At 60.2% G+C, this 21,165-nt stretch carries 21 protein-coding genes; 8 read left to right on the top strand and 13 right to left on the bottom strand.

Going from position 1 to position 21,165, the window contains the following annotated elements; genetic code table 11:
- Positions 1-6 precede the first annotated feature (6 nt).
- Positions 7-360, bottom strand: coding sequence for a RidA family protein (locus tag AC3WMT_RS04600; protein ID WP_038359209.1), 354 nt, complete (start codon positions 358-360; stop codon positions 7-9).
- Entirely contained in the window at positions 332-1,636 is a 1,305-nt protein-coding gene (gene dadA, locus AC3WMT_RS04595) for a D-amino acid dehydrogenase (protein WP_103302581.1), read from the bottom strand. Before dadA ends, AC3WMT_RS04600 begins: the two co-directional genes overlap by 29 nt.
- A 156-nt stretch (positions 1,637-1,792) precedes the next feature.
- On the opposite strand from dadA, the gene AC3WMT_RS04590 reads away from it, so the two are divergent.
- Positions 1,793-2,281, top strand: a complete 489-nt coding sequence (locus AC3WMT_RS04590; RefSeq protein ID WP_003177284.1) for an Lrp/AsnC ligand binding domain-containing protein — start codon at positions 1,793-1,795, stop codon at positions 2,279-2,281.
- A gap of 143 nt (positions 2,282-2,424) precedes the next feature.
- On the opposite strand, the gene AC3WMT_RS04585 is transcribed toward AC3WMT_RS04590, so the two are convergent.
- Positions 2,425-2,778 (bottom strand): YkgJ family cysteine cluster protein, encoded by a 354-nt coding sequence (locus tag AC3WMT_RS04585; RefSeq protein WP_103302949.1) that lies wholly within the window; start codon positions 2,776-2,778, stop codon positions 2,425-2,427.
- 146 nt (positions 2,779-2,924) lie between these two features.
- Between AC3WMT_RS04585 and AC3WMT_RS04580 the strand changes: the two genes are divergently transcribed.
- The gene (locus AC3WMT_RS04580) at positions 2,925-4,235 is read left to right on the top strand and encodes an NAD(P)/FAD-dependent oxidoreductase (RefSeq protein WP_103302582.1); all 1,311 of its coding nucleotides are present in this window, start codon (positions 2,925-2,927) and stop codon (positions 4,233-4,235) included.
- A gap of 115 nt (positions 4,236-4,350) precedes the next feature.
- Here AC3WMT_RS04580 and AC3WMT_RS04575 read toward each other — a convergent pair whose 3' ends face one another.
- A complete protein-coding gene (locus AC3WMT_RS04575) occupies positions 4,351-4,596 on the bottom strand; it encodes a DUF1127 domain-containing protein (RefSeq protein ID WP_103302583.1) in 246 nt (81 codons plus the stop codon).
- Positions 4,597-4,775: 179 nt separating this feature from the next.
- Here AC3WMT_RS04575 and AC3WMT_RS04570 point away from each other — a divergent pair, with 179 nt between their 5' ends.
- On the top strand, positions 4,776-6,212 hold the full coding sequence (locus AC3WMT_RS04570; RefSeq protein WP_103302584.1) for an aminotransferase-like domain-containing protein: 1,437 nt from the start codon (positions 4,776-4,778) through the stop codon (positions 6,210-6,212).
- 20 nt (positions 6,213-6,232) lie between these two features.
- Here the strand turns inward: AC3WMT_RS04570 and AC3WMT_RS04565 are convergent, their stop codons facing one another.
- The 4 genes from AC3WMT_RS04565 to AC3WMT_RS04550 all read right to left on the bottom strand — a co-directional run bounded on the left by AC3WMT_RS04565 (position 6,233) and on the right by AC3WMT_RS04550 (position 10,604).
- Entirely contained in the window at positions 6,233-6,760 is a 528-nt protein-coding gene (locus AC3WMT_RS04565; protein ID WP_103302585.1) for a hypothetical protein, read from the bottom strand.
- Positions 6,761-6,773: 13 nt separating this feature from the next.
- Entirely contained in the window at positions 6,774-9,161 is a 2,388-nt protein-coding gene (locus AC3WMT_RS04560) for a fimbria/pilus outer membrane usher protein (protein ID WP_256583460.1), read from the bottom strand.
- A 38-nt stretch (positions 9,162-9,199) separates the two neighbouring features.
- Positions 9,200-9,910 carry a fimbria/pilus chaperone family protein gene (locus AC3WMT_RS04555; RefSeq protein ID WP_103302586.1) on the bottom strand — a complete coding sequence of 237 codons (711 nt, stop codon included), beginning with the start codon at positions 9,908-9,910 and terminating at the stop codon, positions 9,200-9,202.
- Between the two features lie 100 nt (positions 9,911-10,010).
- Entirely contained in the window at positions 10,011-10,604 is a 594-nt protein-coding gene (locus tag AC3WMT_RS04550; RefSeq protein ID WP_256583461.1) for a DUF1120 domain-containing protein, read from the bottom strand.
- Between the two features lie 316 nt (positions 10,605-10,920).
- On the opposite strand from AC3WMT_RS04550, the gene AC3WMT_RS04545 reads away from it, so the two are divergent.
- Positions 10,921-12,489, top strand: a complete 1,569-nt coding sequence (locus tag AC3WMT_RS04545; protein ID WP_103302588.1) for a phospholipase D family protein — start codon at positions 10,921-10,923, stop codon at positions 12,487-12,489.
- Between the two features lie 168 nt (positions 12,490-12,657).
- On the opposite strand, the gene AC3WMT_RS04540 is transcribed toward AC3WMT_RS04545, so the two are convergent.
- Both AC3WMT_RS04540 and AC3WMT_RS04535 read right to left on the bottom strand, forming a co-directional pair.
- Positions 12,658-13,803, bottom strand: coding sequence for an MFS transporter (locus AC3WMT_RS04540; RefSeq protein ID WP_103302589.1), 1,146 nt, complete (start codon positions 13,801-13,803; stop codon positions 12,658-12,660).
- 245 nt (positions 13,804-14,048) lie between these two features.
- A complete protein-coding gene (locus tag AC3WMT_RS04535) occupies positions 14,049-15,542 on the bottom strand; it encodes an aldehyde dehydrogenase (RefSeq protein ID WP_103302590.1) in 1,494 nt (497 codons plus the stop codon).
- Between the two features lie 228 nt (positions 15,543-15,770).
- On the opposite strand from AC3WMT_RS04535, the gene AC3WMT_RS04530 reads away from it, so the two are divergent.
- A complete protein-coding gene (locus tag AC3WMT_RS04530; RefSeq protein WP_103302591.1) occupies positions 15,771-16,133 on the top strand; it encodes a cupin domain-containing protein in 363 nt (120 codons plus the stop codon).
- A 162-nt stretch (positions 16,134-16,295) separates the two neighbouring features.
- Positions 16,296-16,505, top strand: coding sequence for a peptidase inhibitor (locus tag AC3WMT_RS04525; protein WP_103302592.1), 210 nt, complete (start codon positions 16,296-16,298; stop codon positions 16,503-16,505).
- A gap of 74 nt (positions 16,506-16,579) precedes the next feature.
- On the opposite strand, the gene rpmG is transcribed toward AC3WMT_RS04525, so the two are convergent.
- Both rpmG and rpmB read right to left on the bottom strand, forming a co-directional pair.
- Entirely contained in the window at positions 16,580-16,735 is a 156-nt protein-coding gene (gene rpmG, locus AC3WMT_RS04520; protein ID WP_003177274.1) for a 50S ribosomal protein L33, read from the bottom strand.
- Between the two features lie 11 nt (positions 16,736-16,746).
- Positions 16,747-16,980, bottom strand: a complete 234-nt coding sequence (rpmB, locus tag AC3WMT_RS04515; RefSeq protein ID WP_007920377.1) for a 50S ribosomal protein L28 — start codon at positions 16,978-16,980, stop codon at positions 16,747-16,749.
- A gap of 448 nt (positions 16,981-17,428) precedes the next feature.
- On the opposite strand from rpmB, the gene AC3WMT_RS04510 reads away from it, so the two are divergent.
- Positions 17,429-19,015 (top strand): ABC transporter substrate-binding protein, encoded by a 1,587-nt coding sequence (locus tag AC3WMT_RS04510; protein ID WP_103302593.1) that lies wholly within the window; start codon positions 17,429-17,431, stop codon positions 19,013-19,015.
- Positions 19,016-19,145: 130 nt separating this feature from the next.
- Here the strand turns inward: AC3WMT_RS04510 and radC are convergent, their stop codons facing one another.
- Positions 19,146-19,820, bottom strand: coding sequence for a RadC family protein (radC, locus tag AC3WMT_RS04505; RefSeq protein WP_103302594.1), 675 nt, complete (start codon positions 19,818-19,820; stop codon positions 19,146-19,148).
- Between the two features lie 135 nt (positions 19,821-19,955).
- Here radC and coaBC point away from each other — a divergent pair, with 135 nt between their 5' ends.
- Complete coding sequence (gene coaBC / locus AC3WMT_RS04500) at positions 19,956-21,164, top strand: bifunctional phosphopantothenoylcysteine decarboxylase/phosphopantothenate--cysteine ligase CoaBC (RefSeq protein ID WP_103302595.1); 1,209 nt, start codon at positions 19,956-19,958, stop codon at positions 21,162-21,164.
- Position 21,165 lies beyond the last annotated feature (1 nt).

Raw genomic sequence — 21,165 nt, 5'->3', positions numbered from 1 at the left:
AGCGGTTTACGGCAGCGCGGCGACGATGGAAATCTCGACCAGGATGCTCGGCTTGGCCATCTTCGCTTCGACGGTGGCACGGGCCGGGGCGGCGCCTTTGGGCAGCCACTGATCCCACACTGAGTTCATCCCGGCAAAGTGCGCTTCGATGTCGTTCAGGTAGATCGTCGCCGACAACAGGTGCTGTTTATCGGTGCCCGCGAGATCGAGCAGGCGCTCGATATTGGCCAGTACGTCGCGAGTCTGCTGTTCAATCCCGGCGTCGAAATCGTCGCCGACCTGCCCGGCCAGATACACGGTGCCGTTGTGGCTGACGATCTGACTCATGCGCTCATTGGTGAGCTGGCGCTGGATTGCCATGTTTTGCGGACTCCTGGGTCTTGTTGCCGTAACGGGAAATATCGAGGCCTTCGGCGCTGATCTGCGGCTTTTTCTTCGCCATCAGGTCAGCCAGCAAGCGACCGGAACCGCACGCCATGGTCCAGCCGAGAGTGCCGTGACCGGTGTTGAGGAACAGGTTCTTGAACGGGGTGGCGCCAACGATCGGCGTGCCGTCCGGAGTGGTCGGACGCAGGCCGGTCCAGAAGCTCGCCTCGGCCAGATTGCCGCCCTGAGGATAAAGGTCGTTGACGATCATCTCCAGAGTTTCGCGGCGACGCGGGTTGAGCGACAGGTCAAAACCGGCGATCTCGGCCATGCCGCCGACGCGAATGCGGTTGTCGAAGCGGGTGATCGCGACCTTGTAGGTCTCATCGAGAATGGTCGAGGTCGGGGCCATCGCCGGATTGGTGATCGGCACGGTCAGCGAGTAACCCTTGAGCGGATACACCGGGGCCTTGATGCCTAGCGGCTTGAGCAGTTGCGGCGAGTAGCTGCCGAGGGCCAGCACGTAACGGTCGGCGGTTTCCAGCTTGCCGTCGATCCACACGCCGTTGATGCGGTCACCGGCGAAGTCGAGTTTCTGGATGTCCTGGCCGAAGCGGAATTCCACACCCAGTTTCACCGCCATTTCAGCGAGACGGGTGGTGAAGATCTGGCAGTCGCCAGTCTGATCGTTCGGCAGGCGCAAAGCACCGGCGAGGATGTCGGTGACATTTGCAAGTGCCGGCTCGACGCGGGCAATACCCGCGCGGTCGAGCACTTCAAACGGTACACCGGACTCTTTCAGCACGGCGATGTCTTTGGCGGCGCCATCAAGTTGCGCCTGGGTGCGGAACAGTTGCGTGGTGCCGAGGCTGCGGCCTTCGTAGGCGATGCCGGTTTCGGCGCGCAATTCGTCGAGGCAGTCACGGCTGTACTCGGACAGACGCACCATGCGCTCTTTGTTCACCGCGTAACGGTTGGCGGTGCAGTTGCGCAGCATCTGCGCCATCCACAGGTATTGATCGATGTCGGCGGTGGCCTTGATCGCGAGAGGCGCGTGACGTTGCAGCAGCCACTTGATCGCCTTGAGCGGTACGCCCGGCGCGGCCCACGGCGAGGCATAGCCCGGCGAGACCTGGCCGGCGTTGGCGAAACTGGTCTCCATGGCGGCGGCTGGCTGCCGGTCGACCACCACCACTTCAAACCCGGCACGGGCCAGATAGTAAGCACTGGCGGTACCGATGACGCCGCTACCCAAGACCATTACGCGCATTTTGTATCCCTCATCGCGGCAGGGGCCGCGTACGTCTGTTGTTAGAGCAATGATGCGCGCAGTGTAAAAAATAAATGCCAGTGCTTTTCACTATATAAGCGCCTATATTTGGCGACAATTCTCGGCAAAAACCCTTTTCACGGAGGCGCATCCCCTATGCGTACCAACACTCAGACCAAACGTGAGCTGGACAAGATCGACCGCAACATTTTGCGGATCCTGCAGGCGGACGGGCGGATTTCCTTCACCGAGCTCGGGGAAAAGGTCGGCCTCTCCACCACGCCGTGCACCGAGCGGGTGCGGCGTCTGGAGCGTGAGGGGATCATCATGGGCTACAACGCCCGGCTGAATCCGCAGCATTTGAAGGGTAGCTTGCTGGTGTTCGTCGAGATCAGCCTCGACTACAAATCCGGCGACACTTTCGAAGAGTTCCGACGCGCGGTGCTGAAGTTGCCGCATGTGCTGGAGTGCCACTTGGTGTCAGGGGATTTCGACTATCTGGTGAAGGCGCGGATTTCCGAGATGGCCTCGTACCGCAAGCTGTTGGGCGACATTTTGTTGAAGCTGCCGCATGTGCGCGAGTCGAAGAGCTATATCGTGATGGAAGAGGTGAAGGAGAGCCTGAGCCTGCCGATCCCGGACTGATTTTTGCCGGGCCTGACCCGGCCCTATCGCTGGCAAGCCAGCTCCCACAGGTTCAGTGTCCAACGCAAATTCTGTGTCCGACAACAATCACTGTGGGAGCTGGCTTGCCAGCGATGGCCTCGACTCGGTCCAGAGTGAACCCACTAAACCAGCACCTGCCGATTCGCCGCCATGTACTCGAAGATCTGCTTTTCCGCGCGTGGATGAATCAGCTCCACCGGCCCCCGCCCATTCGGGCAAGGCAACGTCTTCGTCGTTCCGAACAACCTGCAAATCAACGGCCGCTCGCCATACACCGTGCAGCCATTCGGCCCCAGGTGCACACAGTTCAGCTCTTCCATCGCCGCATCCTGCTCGGCGCGGGTCTTGCGCGGCAGGCGCGCCATTTCTTCCGGCGAAGTTGTCACTGGCCCACAACAATCGTGGCAGCCGGGCACACACTCGAACGAGGGAATCTGCTGACGCAGGGTGCGGATTTTCTCGCTGTTGCAGCTCATCGAAACGGTGACCAACGTGGAATAGGCGGCAATTGTGCCGCAAAAGCCGCAATCCAGACACCGTAGACCGACCAATGTTGCCCACCTTCGCGGGTGCGGCTTATGCTCCGTCAAATTTTCTCGACACCCCGCTCAGGATGACGCCCATGACCGCCCGCGCCCGAACCACCGCGAGCCAACCCCACGTTGCCTCTTACTACGCCGCCAGCAGCCTGCCGCAACCGGACCATCCGCGGCTGCAAGGTGAAGTGATTGCCGACGTGTGCGTGGTCGGCGGCGGTTTTTCCGGGCTGAACACCGCGCTGGAACTGGCCGAACGTGGCCTCAGCGTGGTGCTGCTGGAAGCACACAGGATCGGCTGGGGCGCCAGCGGTCGCAATGGCGGGCAACTGATTCGCGGCGTCGGTCATGGTCTCGACCAGTTCGCCAACGTGATCGGCACTGACGGCGTGCGGCAGATGAAACTGATGGGGCTGGAAGCCGTGGAAATCGTCCGCCAGCGCGTCGAGCGCTTTCAGATCCCCTGCGACCTGACCTGGGGCTATTGCGACCTCGCCAACAAGCCGTCCGACCTCGAGGGTTTTGCCGAGGACGCCGAAGAGCTGCGCAGCCTTGGTTATCGCTACGAAACCCGTCTGCTGCAAGCCAATGAAATGCACACAGTGGTCGGTTCCAAACGCTACGTTGGCGGCCTGGTCGATATGGGGTCCGGGCATCTGCATCCGCTGAATCTGGCATTGGGCGAAGCCGCAGCGGCGCAGCAACTGGGCGTGCAGCTGTACGAGCAATCGGCGGTGACCCGCATTGATTACGGCCCTGAAGTGAAAGTGCACACGGCGCAAGGCTCGGTGCGGGCGAAGACGCTGGTGTTGGGATGCAACGCCTATCTCAATGGCCTCAACCCGCAACTCAGCGGAAAAGTCCTGCCCGCCGGCAGCTACATCATCGCCACCGAGCCGTTGTCCGAAGAGCAGGCGCATCGCCTGTTGCCGCAAAACATGGCGGTCTGCGACCAGCGTGTGGCGCTGGATTACTACCGGCTCTCGGCGGATCGCCGGTTGCTGTTCGGCGGTGCCTGTCATTACTCGGGGCGCGACCCGAAGGACATCGCCGCGTACATGCAGCCGAAGATGCTCGAAGTTTTCCCGCAACTGGCCGGAGTAAACATTGATTATCAGTGGGGCGGCATGATCGGCATCGGCGCCAACCGTTTGCCGCAGATCGGTCGGCTCGCGGATCAGCCGAACGTGTATTACGCCCAGGCGTATTCAGGGCATGGGGTGAACGCCACGCACCTGGCGGGCAAGTTGCTCGCCGAGGCGATCAGCGGGCAGCACAGCGGCGGCTTTGATCTGTTTGCCAAGGTGCCGCATATCACCTTTCCAGGGGGCAAGCATTTGCGCTCGCCGTTGCTGGCGCTGGGGATGTTGTGGCATCGCCTTAAAGAACTGGTCTGATGTTTTTGCGGTGGATGTGAAGGCCCTATCGCGAGCAGGCTCACTCCTACAGTTGAAATGCGTTCCCCCTGTAGGAGTGAGCCTGCTCGCGATGCCCGAAAGAACAATACAGATCTCAGATCCGCCAGAACGGCTTCAAGCCCTCCTCCAGCGCCTGCTCCCGCGTCAGCCCGACATCCTTGAGCTGCTCGGGCGTCAAACCGAGCAACGCCTTGCGCGTGTGCAGACGATGCCAGAACAGACCCCAGCGACTGAGGCCGGACGGCGCGTTGCGCATGGCCGTGTTCCACGCACTGTCCTCCTGCCCTGCCTCCAGTTCCTGACTGTGTAACGTCAGCCGCACATCGCTCAAGCCGTTCATTTTTGTCGCTCCTGTTTACTTGGGTAGCCAGAGATTCCATGATGCGCGGGTCGGCAAAAGCATTACAGATTCAACACATCTGTATTATTTCCATACAGATTTGCTGTTTCTGCCACTGAATTGTCGATTTACGCCGCATCTGTACTGGTTTTTCGAATCACCTGCATCGAGGCAGTGCCATGACGCTTTATGTGAACCTCGCCGAGCTGCTCGGCACCCGCATCGAACAAGGCTTCTATCGTCCGGGTGACCGGTTGCCGTCGGTGCGCGCCTTGAGCGTAGAACATGGCGTCAGTCTCAGCACGGTGCAGCAGGCTTACCGCATGCTTGAGGACAGTGGCCTGGCCACGCCGAAACCCAAATCAGGCTATTTCGTGCCGGTCGGCCGCGAGTTGCCGGAGTTGCCCGCCGTCGGCCGTCCGGCGCAGCGGCCGGTGGAGATTTCGCAGTGGGATCAGGTGCTGGAACTGATTCGCGCGGTGCCGCGCAAGGATGTGGTGCAACTCGGTCGTGGCATGCCCGACGTCACCTCACCGACCATGAAACCGCTGCTGCGTGGCCTGGCGCGAATCAGTCGTCGGCAGGACATGCCCGGTCTGTATTACGACAATATCCACGGCACCCTCGAACTGCGCGAACAGATCGCCCGATTGATGCTCGACTCCGGCTGCCAGTTGAGCGCCAGCGACCTCGTCGTCACCACCGGCTGCCACGAAGCGCTGTCCACCAGCATCCACGCGATTTGTGAGCCGGGCGACATCGTCGCGGTGGATTCGCCGAGTTTTCACGGCGCCATGCAGACCCTCAAAGGGCTGGGCATGAAGGCTCTGGAAATCCCCACCGACCCGCTCACCGGCATCAGCCTCGAAGCGCTGGAACTGGCGCTGGAGCAATGGCCGATCAAGGTCATTCAACTCACGCCCAACTGCAACAATCCGCTCGGCTACATCATGCCGGAGTCGCGCAAACGCGCGCTGCTCAACCTCGCGCAGCGCTTCGACGTGGCGATCATCGAAGACGATGTGTATGGCGAACTGGCCTACACCTACCCCCGTCCGCGCACGATCAAATCCTTCGATGAGGATGGCCGGGTGTTGCTGTGCAGTTCGTTTTCCAAGACCCTGGCGCCGGGGCTGCGCATCGGCTGGGTTGCGCCGGGCCGCTATCTGGAACGGGTGCTGCACATGAAATACATCAGCACCGGTTCCACCGCGCCGCAACCGCAGATCGCCATTGCAGAATTCCTCAAATCCGGCCATTTCGAACCGCATTTGCGGCGGATGCGCACGCAATACCAGCGTAATCGCGACCTAATGATCGACTGGGTAACCCGCTATTTCCCGGCCGGCACCCGCGCCAGCCGTCCGCAAGGCAGTTTCATGTTGTGGGTGGAATTGCCGGAAGGTTTTGACACCTTGAAACTCAATCGTGAGCTGCATGATCAAGGCGTACAGATTGCCGTCGGCAGCATCTTTTCCGCCTCGGGCAAGTACCGCAATTGCCTGCGCATGAACTACGCAGCCAAACCGACGCCGCAGATCGAAGAAGCGGTGCGCAAGGTCGGCGCGACGGCAATCCAGCTGCTGGCCGAAGCGAACACCCTCAACTCAGGCTGAAACGTGCAGGCGGATCGTCTTCAGTCGAGCAGAAATGTCCCCTGTGCCTCATGACGGGTCAAGTCGCGAACCCGGCTCATGGTTTCATCCACATGGGCCTCGATCCGCAACTCGACCTCCAGATGTCCGCCCTGGACAACTGCGCCTGAACGCCATGTCACCAGGCGCTCACCCGGGCGCAACAGATCAGCCTCGACGGCGTCATCGCCGGCCCGCCGCAGTCGCACTGCCATTCCGTCCAGCCGCGCCGCAATGATGCGGATCTGAAACGTACCCGCAGACCAGCGGTAACGCTGGGCATCCGCCATCGTCGCAACGAACCCCCACGTCATGGCACGAGGAACGGCGCATTGAATTCGCAAATGGAGCGTGCGCCCACCGAAACTGCCGCCCTCACCGAACGAGCCCGAACGCTCGAACAGCTCGGCCCGAGTGAGTGATCCAAAATCCACCCCCACCGGGGACAGCCCCAATCGGCATTGGTCGCTCGCCAGCGCAAAAGGTGAGAACAGGCAAACAAGCAAGACCACAGTAACCAATACATTCATGTCAGACACTCGCTCAGGACAGCTCGACAGGGGTGCACATCGCATCGACGCGCTCAATCTGTGCGCTGTCTTCGGGGGCATCGGAAAGGGCGAACTGCAAAATGCACCGTGTGGTGTCGGGCAGTTGCACCAGCAAGGTCTGATCGGACTTCACATCCGGCAGAAAAATGGTTCCGGACTCCAGCACGGTTGTCAGATAACGGCCCTGCTCGTCCTCGACTGTCAGCCCCTGAGTCAGCCACTGCCGATCAACTGTCATGGCCCTCAACAACAAACGCCTGACAGTCACGATAGAGAAATCCAGGTGCTTCACCGAGCCGCGCCCCATCGTCACCTCTTGCAACCCGTCGAGCACCTCGACATTACGCGGCAGACTCAAAGGATCGACTTCCAGCCTGGCCGTCGAATAGGCAGGGAGCGTCGCGGCTATCGCGTGGCCTGTGCCGTCGGTCCAGACCGGGCCCTGAGGCGTGTTCAGTTTGACGCCGGCCCGATCACCGGCCTTCAGCACGCCAATCGTGTCTCTTAGCGGATAGGGCGACAATGTCACACCGTCGCGATGAAACGCTGCGCCTCCACGTAGTCCCACGTCATAGTCCGTCGCACCGGAGCGCTGGCCGACCCCCAGATCAAGGCTTGTGTAGTACGGCAGGGCGTTGATGCGCGCAGCGTAGTTGGCGGGCGCCGCGTCCGGATATTCCGCCCTGACGGTGTAAGCCAGGTTTTCGCTGAGCACATCGCTGACCGCCAGGCCCTTGCGCGTTCCGGATTGTTCATCAGTGCGCAGGTAACTCCGCAGCCTCGCCTGACCGCCAAGCGGAACCCCCAGGGTCAGATAGGCGGAAGTGCCCCGACTCTCTCGCGATTGCCCCCCCACATCCCGTTCCAGACTGACGGAAAGGCTGATTCGCTGTGGCAATGTCCGCGACCAGGACAAACCCGTCCGCGATTGTGGCGGTGCGCCCTCGCTCAGGTAACGCGACCACGTCGCACCAAAGGCGCCCCAGTGTTCGGTCGAGAGATTGAGTGAACCCTGTAAGTGATTGCGACTGCGTGACCCGGGCTCGCCGCGCTCCTGATTCCAGCCGGTATCCGATAGCGTGCGAAAACCCCCGCTCTGATGCACCGCGATCAGGCTGGTCGACAGTGTTGGCGATATTGACGCGTTAAGCGTCATCTGCACCTGATTGCCGGACACGCCCTCGACGCCCGCGTCAGAAAACACTTGTCGCACGCCCAGGTTGAGATCGCCCCACTGCCTTTGCAACCCCCAACCCGCCGACAGATAGTCCGTTCCCGCCAACAAGCCGCCGGTGATGCGACTGACTCGGTTCCAGTCCCAGTCCTTGCTGAATGTGGCAAAGGACGGCGCATGTCGGTCGTCCGTTCCCAGTCGCCGTACGCTACCGAGCGCAAAATTGAATCCCCCCGTCCCCTCAACCATTCCCTCGCGCAGGTTGACGGACGGAACCTGGTATCGCCGTATCTGCCCATCTTGCTCATGGACGCTCACTTCAAGATCGAGCTGATTGCTCAACAGTGGCAACGCGCGCAACGTAAAGGGGCCGCCCGGCACCATCGTGGTGTAGATCACCACACCGTTCTGCCGGACCTCGATCCGGGACGGCGAGTAAGCCACCCCTTCGACGTGACCACGAGCACCGTTCTGCGCGGCACGCAACTGCGCGAATGCCGTCTCGGGAAGGATCTGCACACCAGTGAAGGATTCACCGGCAAAGAGCGCTGAGGCCAGATTCAACTGACCGACTTGCACACTGGCCTCGTAGGCCTCCAACGTGCGCATGCCATAGGCGTAAAGATGTTCGAATCGCGTACTGCCGGGTAACGCCGTGTAAGACTGCCGGCTGCGCAATATCCAGTTTCCGGCATTCAAGCCGACTTCGGAGCCAAGGTTTCGATAAGTGCTGCGCTGCCCTCCGAGCTCGCTGCCCGCCACCAGCAAGTCGTAGTTGAACACGCCAGCGACACCGCCATCGTCAAAGTCATGCGCGGTACGCTCCGGCAACGCAAGGGTTCTGGTGGGCACCAACAACTCGACCTGCTCCCTGCCTGGATACAGCTGCACAATGGCGTCGGGAAAACCTTCTGTGACGGTCACGCATTCATCCGGTTGCGACTTGGCCACCGGAGACAAGGGCCGTATGCCGGCAGCCTTCAACCACTGCGGCTCCAGACACAACTCGCCATGAGCACTGAAGGTCATGCGCACGCGCCCCTTGGGCTGACCGTTGACCTCCAGCGCGACTAAACGCGAGCCTTGGGTAAAGCGCGGCGAATCACGAAAATATTGCGCCAGTGCCGGATCGATTCCGCGGTCCTTCAGTACTTTGGCATCAAATTCCACAGGCTCGCGCGCTGTCACGAAACTCGAACTGCTCACCAGAACCACCATCAGGCAACGGCGAAAATTGACCCACACTAGCGAGTGACCGGGGCATCGAAGTGTTCAACCGAAAATCCGTAAGTGGTCGCCGGATAGATCCGCACCGCCATTGTTCGTACGGAGGTGCTCAAGGGCAGCGCAATGTTCAAGCGTTCGCCGGGCAGGATGTAGGTGCGCGGCAAATTGGCCATTTCTGAGCCGGGCAACGGCACAAAGGCTTTGGCCAGGCGTACGACATAAGGGCTAGGGTTGAACACCTGTAGGCCGCCAGGTGTGGCACTCCAGCTCAGTCGTTTCCACGGCTCTCGTTCAACCGCCAACCCAGCGGGACGCAGAATCACCGGCAAATTCTGCCTTATCCCCAGGCTGACTCGGGCGCCACTGGAGTCTGCTGCAGGAGCAATGCCTTCGAACACCACCCGCTTCAAGCGCTCGACCTGCAAAGAACGGGGGTTTTGCAGGATGAACCGCACCTGCTGAATGCTGCCCGCTTCGACGCGCGCCAGAGGGGGCGTAACGAGGAGCAGTATTTCATCATCCTGCTCGACGTTTTCAACACTTGAATGCAGCAACGCAGGATGCAAATCCGTGTTGCGCACATTCATGACGGCTTCACCCACGCCCTCCTCCACCACGAGGACCGGCGTTTGTGGAACCATGCCGGCGGAGTGGGCGATAGCGATCGAAAGCCAGGCGAGCGGACACAGCAGCGCCGCCTTGAACAAAAGACTGAGAGAAATAGGCATCGGGATATCCGGGAGAATCCTGGGAGCGCCCCGGGCCGTGCCGGGGCGCTCTTGCATGGGCGAACGGTACTCGACGATACGCAACCGCCGGGGCAGGCCGTCAGATGTAGAAAATGTCGAATGTTACCGAGCCATCAAGCGGGATTTCGTTGGCAATCGGCAAAGCGTTGCTGGGGCCAATGATCGGTAGCAAGTGCATCGGGAAGGCATGGTGCCTGGCTCCGATCGGGCCGGTGGCGGCGCTAATACCCCAGGAATACAAATCCGGTGCATTTCTCACCAATGTGCTGGTGGGCACCTGCCAAGGAGACAGGAAGCTCGCTCGGGTCAGCAACGCCCGGCCCGTGCCGTCGGTTTCGGGAGTGCCGTGACGCAGGGCAAATCCACCAATACGCGTGCCATTGATATCGCCGAGACCAAAGAACAGTGCCGGATCAGTCTGGCCCGTGCCATCGCTGATGCCTGGCAATTTTGTTGCCTCGCGGTTATCGCGAACCGACACTTCAACTTGTGCCACAGCATCGCAGTTGATGGTCAGCGAAACATCGCGACCTGCGAGAATGGTTTGCGTTGTCTGATTCAGTGTTGCAGCGGAGATCTTGCGCAAATCCACTGTCCCTCCGCCGGCAAAGGCAGGAATGCAGGCGGTTGGAATGATGGTGCCGATAACGTTCAGGTCAACGCTTTCGGCCATTGCCGATACGGGTAAAAGCATCGCCGCCAGAGCAGCAATCCGAATTGTCTTTTTCATAAGTCGTCATATCCATTTAAATGAAAGTTCGTTCCCTACTAACTTTTGATGCAAGTAAGCGGGCAGATGATTGCGGCTTATGAAAGATAAATCTGTAGGAAACGACACTGATCACGAAGGGAAAGCACGACAACTTCTATAGGCAAAATTCGTTTACTAACTCTTTCCTACTGCATGAACAGCACGCACTTACTGCCAGCGTTGATGTCATTGCAGTGCGTGCCATACTTCACCTCCTGTCACGATTTGAGAACACAACGTGCGCCCTGGACTAAAGCTGTTTGCTGTGTGCCTCCTGGTCACTTGGATCGCTGGCTGTGCCAGCCTCGAAATACCTCGCGAACCCAGCCAGGCATTACCAGCCGGAGACTCCAGCTTTGGTCGCTCGATCCAGGCACAGGCCGCGCCACATCAGGGGCGCTCCGGTTTCCGTCTACTGTCCAACAGCACCGAAGCCTTCACCGCCCGCGCCGAACTGATCCGCAATGCACAAAACAGCCTCGACCTGCAGTACTACATTGTCCATGACGGCATCAGCACGCGGATGCTGGTGGAAGAACTGCTCAAGGCTGCCGACCGTGGCGTCCGGGTGCGGGTTCTGCTCGATGACACCACCAGCGACGGCCTCGACCAGATCATCGCTACCCTCGCGGCGCATCCGCAGATCCAGATTCGCCTGTTCAATCCGTTGCATCTGGGTCGTAGCACGGGTGTCACGCGGGCAGCCGGGCGCCTGTTCAATCTGTCGCTGCAACATCGGCGGATGCACAACAAACTGTGGCTGGCGGACAACAGCGTGGCGATTGTCGGCGGACGCAACCTGGGCGACGAGTATTTCGATGCCGAACCAAACCTGAATTTCACCGACATCGACATGCTCAGCGTCGGCCCGGTGGCCGAACAGCTCGGGCACAGTTTCGACCAGTACTGGAACAGTGCGCTGAGCAAGCCGATCGACGAGTTTCTCTCGAGCAGACCGACCGCCAAGGACTTGCAGAACACCCGCACACGCCTGGAAGAATCCCTCGAAGAAACCCGCAAGCAGAATCACGCGCTGTATCAGCAGTTGATGACGTTCAAGACCGCACCGCGCATGGACATCTGGCGCAAGGAACTGATCTGGGCGTGGAATCAGGCGCTGTGGGATGCGCCGAGCAAGGTGTTGGCCAAGGCCGAGCCTGATCCGCAATTGCTGCTGACCACGCAACTGGCGCCGGAACTGCGCGGCGTCAGCAAAGAACTGATCATGATCTCTGCCTACTTCGTTCCGGGCCAGCCAGGGCTCGTGTACCTGACCGGACGCGCCGACGCCGGAGTCTCGGTGAGCTTGCTGACCAACTCACTGGAAGCCACCGATGTGCCGGCGGTGCACGGTGGCTACGCGCCTTATCGCAAGGCACTGCTGGAGCATGGGGTGAAACTGTTCGAACTGCGGCGCCAGCCGGGGGACGGTGGCGGCAGCGCCCCGCACGTGTTCTACAGCAAATCGTTTCGCGGCTCGGACTCGAGCCTGCACAGCAAGGCGATGATCTTCGACCGGCAAAAAGCGTTTATCGGCTCGTTCAACTTCGACCCTCGCTCAGTGCTGTGGAACACCGAGGTGGGCGTGCTGGTGGACAGTCCGGAGCTGGCCGAACACGTCCGCGAACTGGCGTTGCAAGGTATGGCGCCGGCGCTTAGCTACGAAGCAAAAATGCGGAATGGAAATATCGTCTGGGTGACCGAGGACAACGGCCAGATGCACACGCTGACCAAGGAGCCTGGGAGCTGGTGGCGGCGCTTCAATGCGTGGTTCAGCACCTCGGTCGGTTTGGAACGGATGTTGTAGCCGGACACGCAGCTTCTATTGTGAGAGGAGGCTCTTGTGGTGAGGGGATTTATCCCCGATAGACCGCATAGCAGTCCCGCTGTCATGTGGAAAAAAGCAGGGCCGCTGCGCGCTCCATCGGGGATGAATACCCTCACCAAAAGGTAATCACAAACGTTGCAACCAGACTCAGGCCGGCTCGGCCACCGTACCGAATGCACCCTGTCGCATAAGGAGAATCACCAGCCCGAACGCCCCTGCCGCCATCAACCACGGCAATGCATGCCCACTGACCCACTGACTGCCCGCCCCCGCCATCAAAGGCCCGATCAGACAACCAACACCCCACAGCTGCGCAATATGCGCATTGGCCCGCACCAGCGCATCGTCGCGATAGCGCTCACCGATCAGGATCAGTGACAAGGTGAACAACCCTCCGGCACTGGCGCCAAACAACACCCACAACGGCCAGATCAGCAACGTATCGATCAACATAGGGATCGCCAGGCTCGACAGCATCAACACCACCGCGCAGCCGGTGAACAACGTGCGCCGCGACAGGTAATCGGCCAACGCGCCAATCGGCAGTTGCAGCAACGCATCGCCGACCACCACCGTGCTGACCATCGCCAACGCGATCTCGGCGGTGAAGCCCTGCTGCAGGCAGTACACCGGCAGCAGCGTCAGGATCATCGCCTCGAACGCGGCAAACAACGACACCGCCCAGGCAATCGCCGGCAGCTCGCGGGCAAAGCCCCACAGATCGCGGAAGGTCACGCTGCTCGCTTCACTGCTCGGCGCACCGCTGCGGCCCATCAACAGAAATGGCGAAACCGTCAGCAGCCCGACGCCCACCCAGAACCCATAATCGTGCTCAGTGCCGAGCGCGCCCAGCAGCAACGGACCAGACAGTTGGCTCAACGCATAGCTGCTGCCATACAGCGCCACCAGCCGCCCGCGCCAGTGCTCCACCACCAATTGGTTGATCCAGCTCTCGCCGAGGATAAAAACGATGGTCAGGATCACGCCGATCATCAAGCGCAACAGCAGCCAGATCGGGTAACTCGGTAGCAGCGCCAGCAAACCGATCGACAGGGCTCCGGCCCACAGGCAAAGGCGCATCAGGTTCGCCGTGCCGAAACGCGCCGCCAGATGACTGGAAATCTTCGCGCCCAACAACACGCCAATCGCCGGCATCGCTGCCATCACGCCAATCGCGAAGGAGCCGTAACCCCAGCCCTCCAGACGCAACGACACCAGCGGCATGCTGACCCCCAGGGCCAGGCCGACACTCAAGACAGACGCCAACACCGCAAAATACGTCGCCCAACGCATGGTCCACGCTCCTGTGGATTATTTTTATGTGCGCCACAAAACCAAATGTGGGAGCAAACCCTGTGGCGAGGGGATTCATCCCCGACAGGTCGCGCAGCGACCTCAAAACCTGCACCCTCGCATGCACTGGTTTTGCGACTGCTTCGCAGCCGATCGGGGATGAATCCCCTCACCACAAAAGCTTGCTCCCACAGGGGGATCTCTATAGTTCGGGAGCCTGAACGAGCCAGGCTCCCGCTAAAGGCTTACAGCTTGATCCACGTCGCCTTCAGCTCGGTGTATTTGTCGAACGCATGCAGCGATTTATCGCGACCGTTACCCGACTGCTTGAAGCCGCCGAATGGCGCGGTCATGTCGCCGCCGTCGTACTGATTGACCCACACGCTGCCGGCACGCAGAGCCTTGGCGGTCAGATGTGCCTTGGAGATGTCCTGAGTCCACACCGCAGCGGCGAGGCCATAAGGTGTGTCGTTGGCAATCTGGATCGCCTCTTCGGCTGTATCAAAAGCGATGACCGACAGCACCGGGCCGAAGATCTCTTCCTGAGCGATCTTCATGGCGTTGCTCACGCCGTCGAAAATCGTTGGCTCAACATACGTGCCGCCGGTTTCCTGAAGGATGCGCTTGCCACCGGCCACCAGTTTGGCGCCATCGGCATGACCGGATTCGATGTACGACAGCACGGTGTTCATCTGCTGGGTATCGACCAGCGCGCCAACGTTGGTCGCCGGATCCAGCGGATTGCCCGGTTTCCAGGTTTTCAGCGCCTCAATGACCATCGGCAGGAATTTGTCCTTGATCGAACGCTCGACCAGCAGACGCGAACCAGCGGTGCAGACCTCGCCCTGGTTGAAGGCGATGGCGCTGGCGGCAGATTCGGCAGCAGCCTGCAGATCCGGCGCATCGGCAAAGACGATGTTCGGGCTCTTGCCGCCGGCTTCCAGCCAGACGCGCTTCATGTTCGATTCGCCGGAGTAGATCATCAGTTGCTTGGCGATCTTGGTCGAACCGGTGAACACCAGGGTGTCGACGTCGTTATGCAGGGCCAGCGCCTTGCCAACGGTGTGACCGTAACCCGGCAGCACGTTGAGCACGCCTTTCGGGATGCCGGCTTCGACTGCCAGCGCGGCGATGCGGATGGCGGTCAGCGGGGATTTTTCCGACGGCTTGAGGATCACCGAGTTACCCGTCGACAGCGCCGGGCCGAGCTTCCAGCAGGCCATCATCAGCGGGAAGTTCCACGGCACGATGGCGCCAACCACGCCGACCGGCTCGCGGGTCACCAGACCCAGTTGGTCGTGCGGGGTGGCCGCGACTTCGTCGTAGATCTTGTCGATCGCCTCACCGCTCCAGCTCAGCGCTTGCGCCGCGCCCGGAACGTCGATGTACAACGAGTCACTGATCGGTTTGCCCATATCGAGGGTTTCGAGCAGGGCCAGCTCTTCGGCGTGCTGCTTGAGCAGGCCGGCGAAACGGATCATGGTGGCTTTGCGTTTGGTCGGCGCCAGGCGCGACCAGACGCCGGAATTGAAGGTGGTGCGGGCGTTTTCCACGGCGCGCTGGGCGTCGGCGGCGTCACAGCTGGCAATCTTGCCCAGCAGACGGCCATCGACCGGGCTGATGCACTCGAAGGTCTCGCCGGAAACGGCGTCGGTATATTCGCCGTTGAGGTAGGCGCGGCCTTCGATCTTCAGGTCGCGGGCGCGTTGTTCCCAGTCGGCACGAGTCAGGGTGGTCATTCGAGTGTCCTCCTCTTGTTGAATAGAGCGCCGCGCTCTTCGCGGACGTCTTCAGGAATTCTGCCAGGCCTGCTTTCGGACAAGGCACCCGCCACCCTAAACCAGCGGCCGGGGTTGTTTCAATATATTTGACATAAGCGCGCTATACGGCCTTGCGGTGTTCATTTTAATAAACATAGACTTTGGCCCTTTCAAGCCACCGCGCCGTCATCACGGGAGAAAACAACAATGAACATCCAGAACGTCGTCGACATCAGCCTGACCGGCAGCGAAGCCGAACGCTATCGCCCGGACCCGGCCAAAGTGCTCAAGGGTGACCCCGAACAAGCCGTGTTCCATCAATACGAAAGCCCTTGTGGGCAAATGGGTGTCGGCGTGTGGGAAGGCGCAGTCGGGCAATGGACGGTGAATTACACCGAGCATGAGTATTGCGAGATCCTGCAGGGGGTTTCGGTGCTGCGTGACAGCGATGGCAATGCCAAGACCTTGCGTGTTGGCGACCGCTTTGTGATTCCGGCTGGCTTCCGTGGCACTTGGGAAGTGCTGGAGGCGTGCCGCAAGATCTATGTGATCTTTGAACAGAAGGGCTGATCCGACACAGAAGGTGACGAGACAGGTAGGACGTGGGCAAGCCCTTTGAGCGAAACTTCGCGAAGGCGCCGAATTTCAGCGTTAATTCCCATGCCGGCACAGGAAGTGTCGACGGGCTTGACCAGAAGGCGCCTTTCTTTCGAATCGACGCAAGGAGGCATCATGCCCAACTACTGCAACCTGAATAACGCAAAATTTTTCCTCGGCGATATTGCCGACTCGGACAACCTGCTCGCTGTGCGCAATGCCGCCGGCGTGAAGAAACATCGCCTGGAAGTGCCAGACGGCCTGTACAACCTGCGCACTGATCCGGACCGAATTCGAGTGTTGGTGAACGAACGCAACGAGATCATTGAACTCATTTGCGGTTGATTACCCTTTCAAAGGCAACAAAAAAGGCCCGTATCGTGAGATACGGGCCTTTTTCGTAAGTCAGGAAAAATCAATTACTTGATTTTGCCTTCCTTGTAGATCACGTGCTTGCGAACAACCGGATCATATTTCTTGATCTCGATTTTGTCCGGAGTAGTACGCTTGTTCTTGTCGGTAGTGTAGAAGTGACCAGTACCGGCGCTCGAGATCAAACGAATCAATTCACGCATGATTAGCTCCCTTAAATCTTGCCATCGCGGCGAAGTTCGGCCAGCACGACAGTGATGCCGCGCTTGTCGATGATACGCATGCCTTTGGCAGATACGCGCAGACGCACGAAACGTTTCTCTTCTTCAACCCAGAAGCGGTGATGCTGCAGGTTCGGCAGGAAACGACGACGGGTTTTGTTGTTTGCGTGGGAAATGTTATTCCCAGTCACCGGACCCTTACCGGTAACTTGACATACTCTCGACATGCCTCAGCCCTCTAAAACCACATGCCCAACCCGGCATGGGTTGGCCGCTTAATCTCTCAGTCATTTGGCGCCAGGCGCCGCGTTTCTTTAGAGGTCTTACCGGCTACACCTACAGTGAAGGAACCGGGCCCCTAGAAAAGAGCGCTGCTTTATACCAGAAAGACCGGGGTGCAACAACTTTCCGTGTGCAATCAATCCACAAAAATGCGCTTTTCCGACCCGCGAACGCCTTGGATAAAGGCTGGCACCGGTTTTTACCACTCGTCGCAGAAAACCGCCTACAGGCAAGATTGGCGCCCTTCGCGCTGTCGACCGCCAAGCGAAACTGACTAACAGCGGCCCCAAAAATACAAAAAGGGGATAGTCATTTGCAATCGCGACCTCTAGGGTAGGCCTTTTCCAGACTGCACTTGCAGATGGGCCTTCGATCTGTAAAAGGAAGCCGACCATGCGCCTCGCTGCCCTACCCCTGTTGCTCGCCCCGCTCCTGCTGAGCCCATTGGCCCAGGCCGCCGCGCTGAGCGTTTGTACCGAGGCCAGCCCTGAAGGGTTCGACGTGGTGCAGTACAACTCGCTGACCACCACCAATGCCTCGGCCGATGTGCTGATGAACCGCCTGGTGGAGTTCGACACCGCCAGCGGCAAGGTCGTCCCGAGCCTGGCTGACAGCTGGGAAGTCAGCACCGACGGCCTGACCTACGTATTCAAGCTACATCCACAGGTGAAGTTTCACACGACCGATTACTTCAAGCCGAGCCGTGAACTGACCGCTGAAGACGTCAAATTCAGCTTCGACCGCATGCTCGACCCGGCGAACCCTTGGCATAAAGTCGCCCAGAGTGGCTTCCCGCATGCGCAGTCGATGCAGTTGCCGACGCTGATCAAGAAGATCGACGCACTGGATCCGCTGACCGTGCGCTTCACCCTCGATCACCCGGACTCGACCTTCCTGGCAACGCTGAGCATGGGCTTCGCCTCGGTCTATTCCGCCGAATACGCCGACAAGTTATTGAAAGCCAACGCGACCGACAAGCTCAACAGTCAGCCGATCGGCACCGGCCCGTTCGTCTTCACCCGCATCCAGAAAGACGCCGCCATCCGCTACAAGGCCAACCCGGACTATTTCGCCGGCAAGCCATCGGTTGACCCGCTGATCTTCGCCATCACCCCGGACGCCAACGTGCGCCTGCAAAAACTGCGACGTAACGAATGCCAGATCGCCCTGTCGCCGAAGCCACTGGACGTACAGGCTGCGCTGAAAGAACCGACACTGAAAGTCGAAAAGACTGACGCCTTCATGACCGCTTTCGTCGGCATCAACAGCCAGCATCCACCGCTGGACAAGCCGGAAGTGCGCCAGGCGATCAACCTCGCCTTCGACAAGGCCAACTACATCAAAGCCGTGTTCGAGGACACTGCCGAACCCGCCAACGGCGTTTACCCGCCGAACACCTGGAGCTACGCGAAAAACCTGCCGGGCTACCCGCACGACGTGGCCAAAGCCAAGGCGCTGCTGGCCAAGGCCGGTTTGAAGGACGGTTTCCAGACCACTATCTGGACGCGCCCATCCGGCAGCCTGCTCAACCCGAATCCGAGCCTCGGCGCACAGATGTTGCAGTCGGATCTGGCGGAGATCGGCATTCAGGCGGAAATCCGCGTGATCGAGTGGGGCGAGCTGATCCGCCGCGCCAAGGCTGGCGAGCATGACCTGTTGTTCATGGGCTGGGCCGGTGACAACGGCGATCCGGATAACTTCCTCACGCCGCAGTTTTCCTGCGCGGCGGTCAAGTCCGGCACCAACTTCGCCCGTTACTGCAATGCTGACCTGGACAAACTGATCAGCGCCGGCAAGACCACCAGCGAGCAAGGTGTTCGCACCAAGCTGTACGAACAGGCGCAGGCCCAGATTCAGCAGCAGGCGCTGTGGTTGCCGCTGGCGCACCCGACCGCGTACGCACTGACCCGTAAGGATGTGCAGGGCTACTCGGTTAGCCCGTTCGGTCGCCAGGACTATTCCAAGGTCAATCTCAAATAACTGCCACACCCTGAAACCTGTGGGAGCTGGCTTGCCAGCGATGACGGCGGCACATGCAACACAAATGTTGTCTGTCAGTCCGCTATCGCTGGCAAGCCAGCTCCCACAGGGATTGGCGTTTTCCTGAGATTTACATCCAGCCACACTCCGCCATCGACAGCGGCTCACCATCACCAATGATGAAGTGATCCAGAATCCGCACATCAATCAGCTCCAGCGCCTTCTGCAAACGCTTGGTGAGCAGCTTGTCCGCCTGACTCGGATCGGTATTGCCCGACGGATGGTTATGGCAGAGGATCACCGCCGCGGCGTTATTCGCCAATGCACGCTTCACCACTTCACGCGGATGCACACTGGTGTTGTCGATCGAGCCACGAAACAGCGCCTCGAACGTCAGCACTTGGTGCCTGGAATCCAGAAACAGGCAGCCAAACACCTCGTGCGGCTCGTGTCGGAGCATGGATTTGAGGTAATCGCGAACAGCCTGCGGATTCTCCAGCGCCGGCTCTCTGCGTGAGCGCTCGGCCAGATACCGGCGGTTCATTTCTTGAGCAGCCTGCAACTGTGCAAACTTTGCCGGCCCCAGTCCCAACTGTTTGCTGAATGCTTCCTGATCGGCCTCAAGCAACAAACGCAGGCTGCCGAACTGATTCAACAAGTGTCGCGCCAAGTCCACTGCGCTTTTTCCAACGACTCCCGTGCGCAAAAAAATCGCCAGTAACTCGGCGTCCGAAAGGCTCGCAGAGCCCTGTTCAAGTAACCGTTCCCGCGGCCGTTCCGCCGCTGGCCAATCGCGAATACTCATACACATTCCTTGTCTGTGGGCGCCGCTGTTCCGTAGCGGTCGCTGTGATATCGTAGCCCATCTTTTTTGCGGGCGAATTCACCCTGGGGAGGGGGTTTCGCCACGTATGTCACCCACGAAATGAAAGGCAGACCTATGCAGCGGCTGTATCGGAAACGCATCGTTCTGGGCGTCGGCGGCGGCATCGCGGCCTACAAGAGCGCCGATCTGGTTCGACGCCTGATCGACCAGGGTGCCGAAGTGCGCGTGGTCATGACCCATGGCGGCGCCGAGTTCATCACCCCGTTGACCATGCAGGCCCTGTCCGGGCACCCGGTTCACCTGGATCTGCTCGACCCGGCCGCCGAAGCGGCGATGGGCCACATCGAACTCGCCAAATGGGCCGATCTGGTGCTGATCGCCCCGGCTACCGCCGACCTGCTCGCCCGCCTGGCCCAAGGTATTGCCAACGATCTGCTGACGACTCTGGTGCTGGCCACCGATGCCGTCGTGGCCGTTGCGCCGGCAATGAATCAGGCGATGTGGCGCGACCCGGCCACCCAGGCCAACCTGCAACTTCTGGAAAGCCGTGGCCTGAAGACCTTCGGCCCAGCCTCCGGCAGCCAGGCCTGCGGCGACGTCGGCATGGGCCGGATGATGGAAGCCACCGATCTGGCGCAGTGCGCGGCAGACTGCTTCCAGCGTCAGGCACTGACCGGCAAGCACGTAGTGATTACCGCCGGCCCGACCCAGGAAAACATCGACCCGGTGCGCTACATCACCAACCACAGCTCCGGAAAAATGGGCTTTGCCCTGGCCGAAGCCGCAGTAGAGGCCGGCGCCCGCGTGACCCTGATCAGCGGCCCGGTGCATCTGCCAACACCAGATCGCGTCACCCGCATCGACGTGGTCAGCGCCCGGGACATGCTCGCCGCCTGCGAAGCCGCGATCCCGTGTGATGTGTTTATCTCTTCGGCAGCGGTCGCGGACTACCGCCCGGAAGTCGTTGCCCCGCAAAAGCTCAAGAAAGACCCTACGAGCGGTGACGGCTTCGTCCTGCAAATGGTGCGTAACCCGGACATCCTGGCCACCATCGCGACCCGTCCCGACCGTCCGTTCAGTGTCGGCTTCGCCGCCGAGACCGAACATCTGCTCGACTACGCTGCACGCAAGCTGAAGGACAAGAATCTCGATTTGATCGTCGCCAACGACGTCGCCAACCCGAGCATCGGTTTCAACAGCGAAGAAAACGCCTGCAGCGTGATTGACCGTGAGCTGCACGCCACGGTTTTCGCCCAGACCAGCAAGAGCAAGATCGCTCGCCAACTGGTCACTTTTATCGCCGAACGTCTGAACCAGGTTTAAT

It is taken from the genome of Pseudomonas sp. FW305-7 (genome assembly GCF_058786735.1).
The sequence above is the reverse complement of the archived record's forward strand: the minus strand, read 5'-3'. Positions and strand labels throughout refer to the sequence as shown.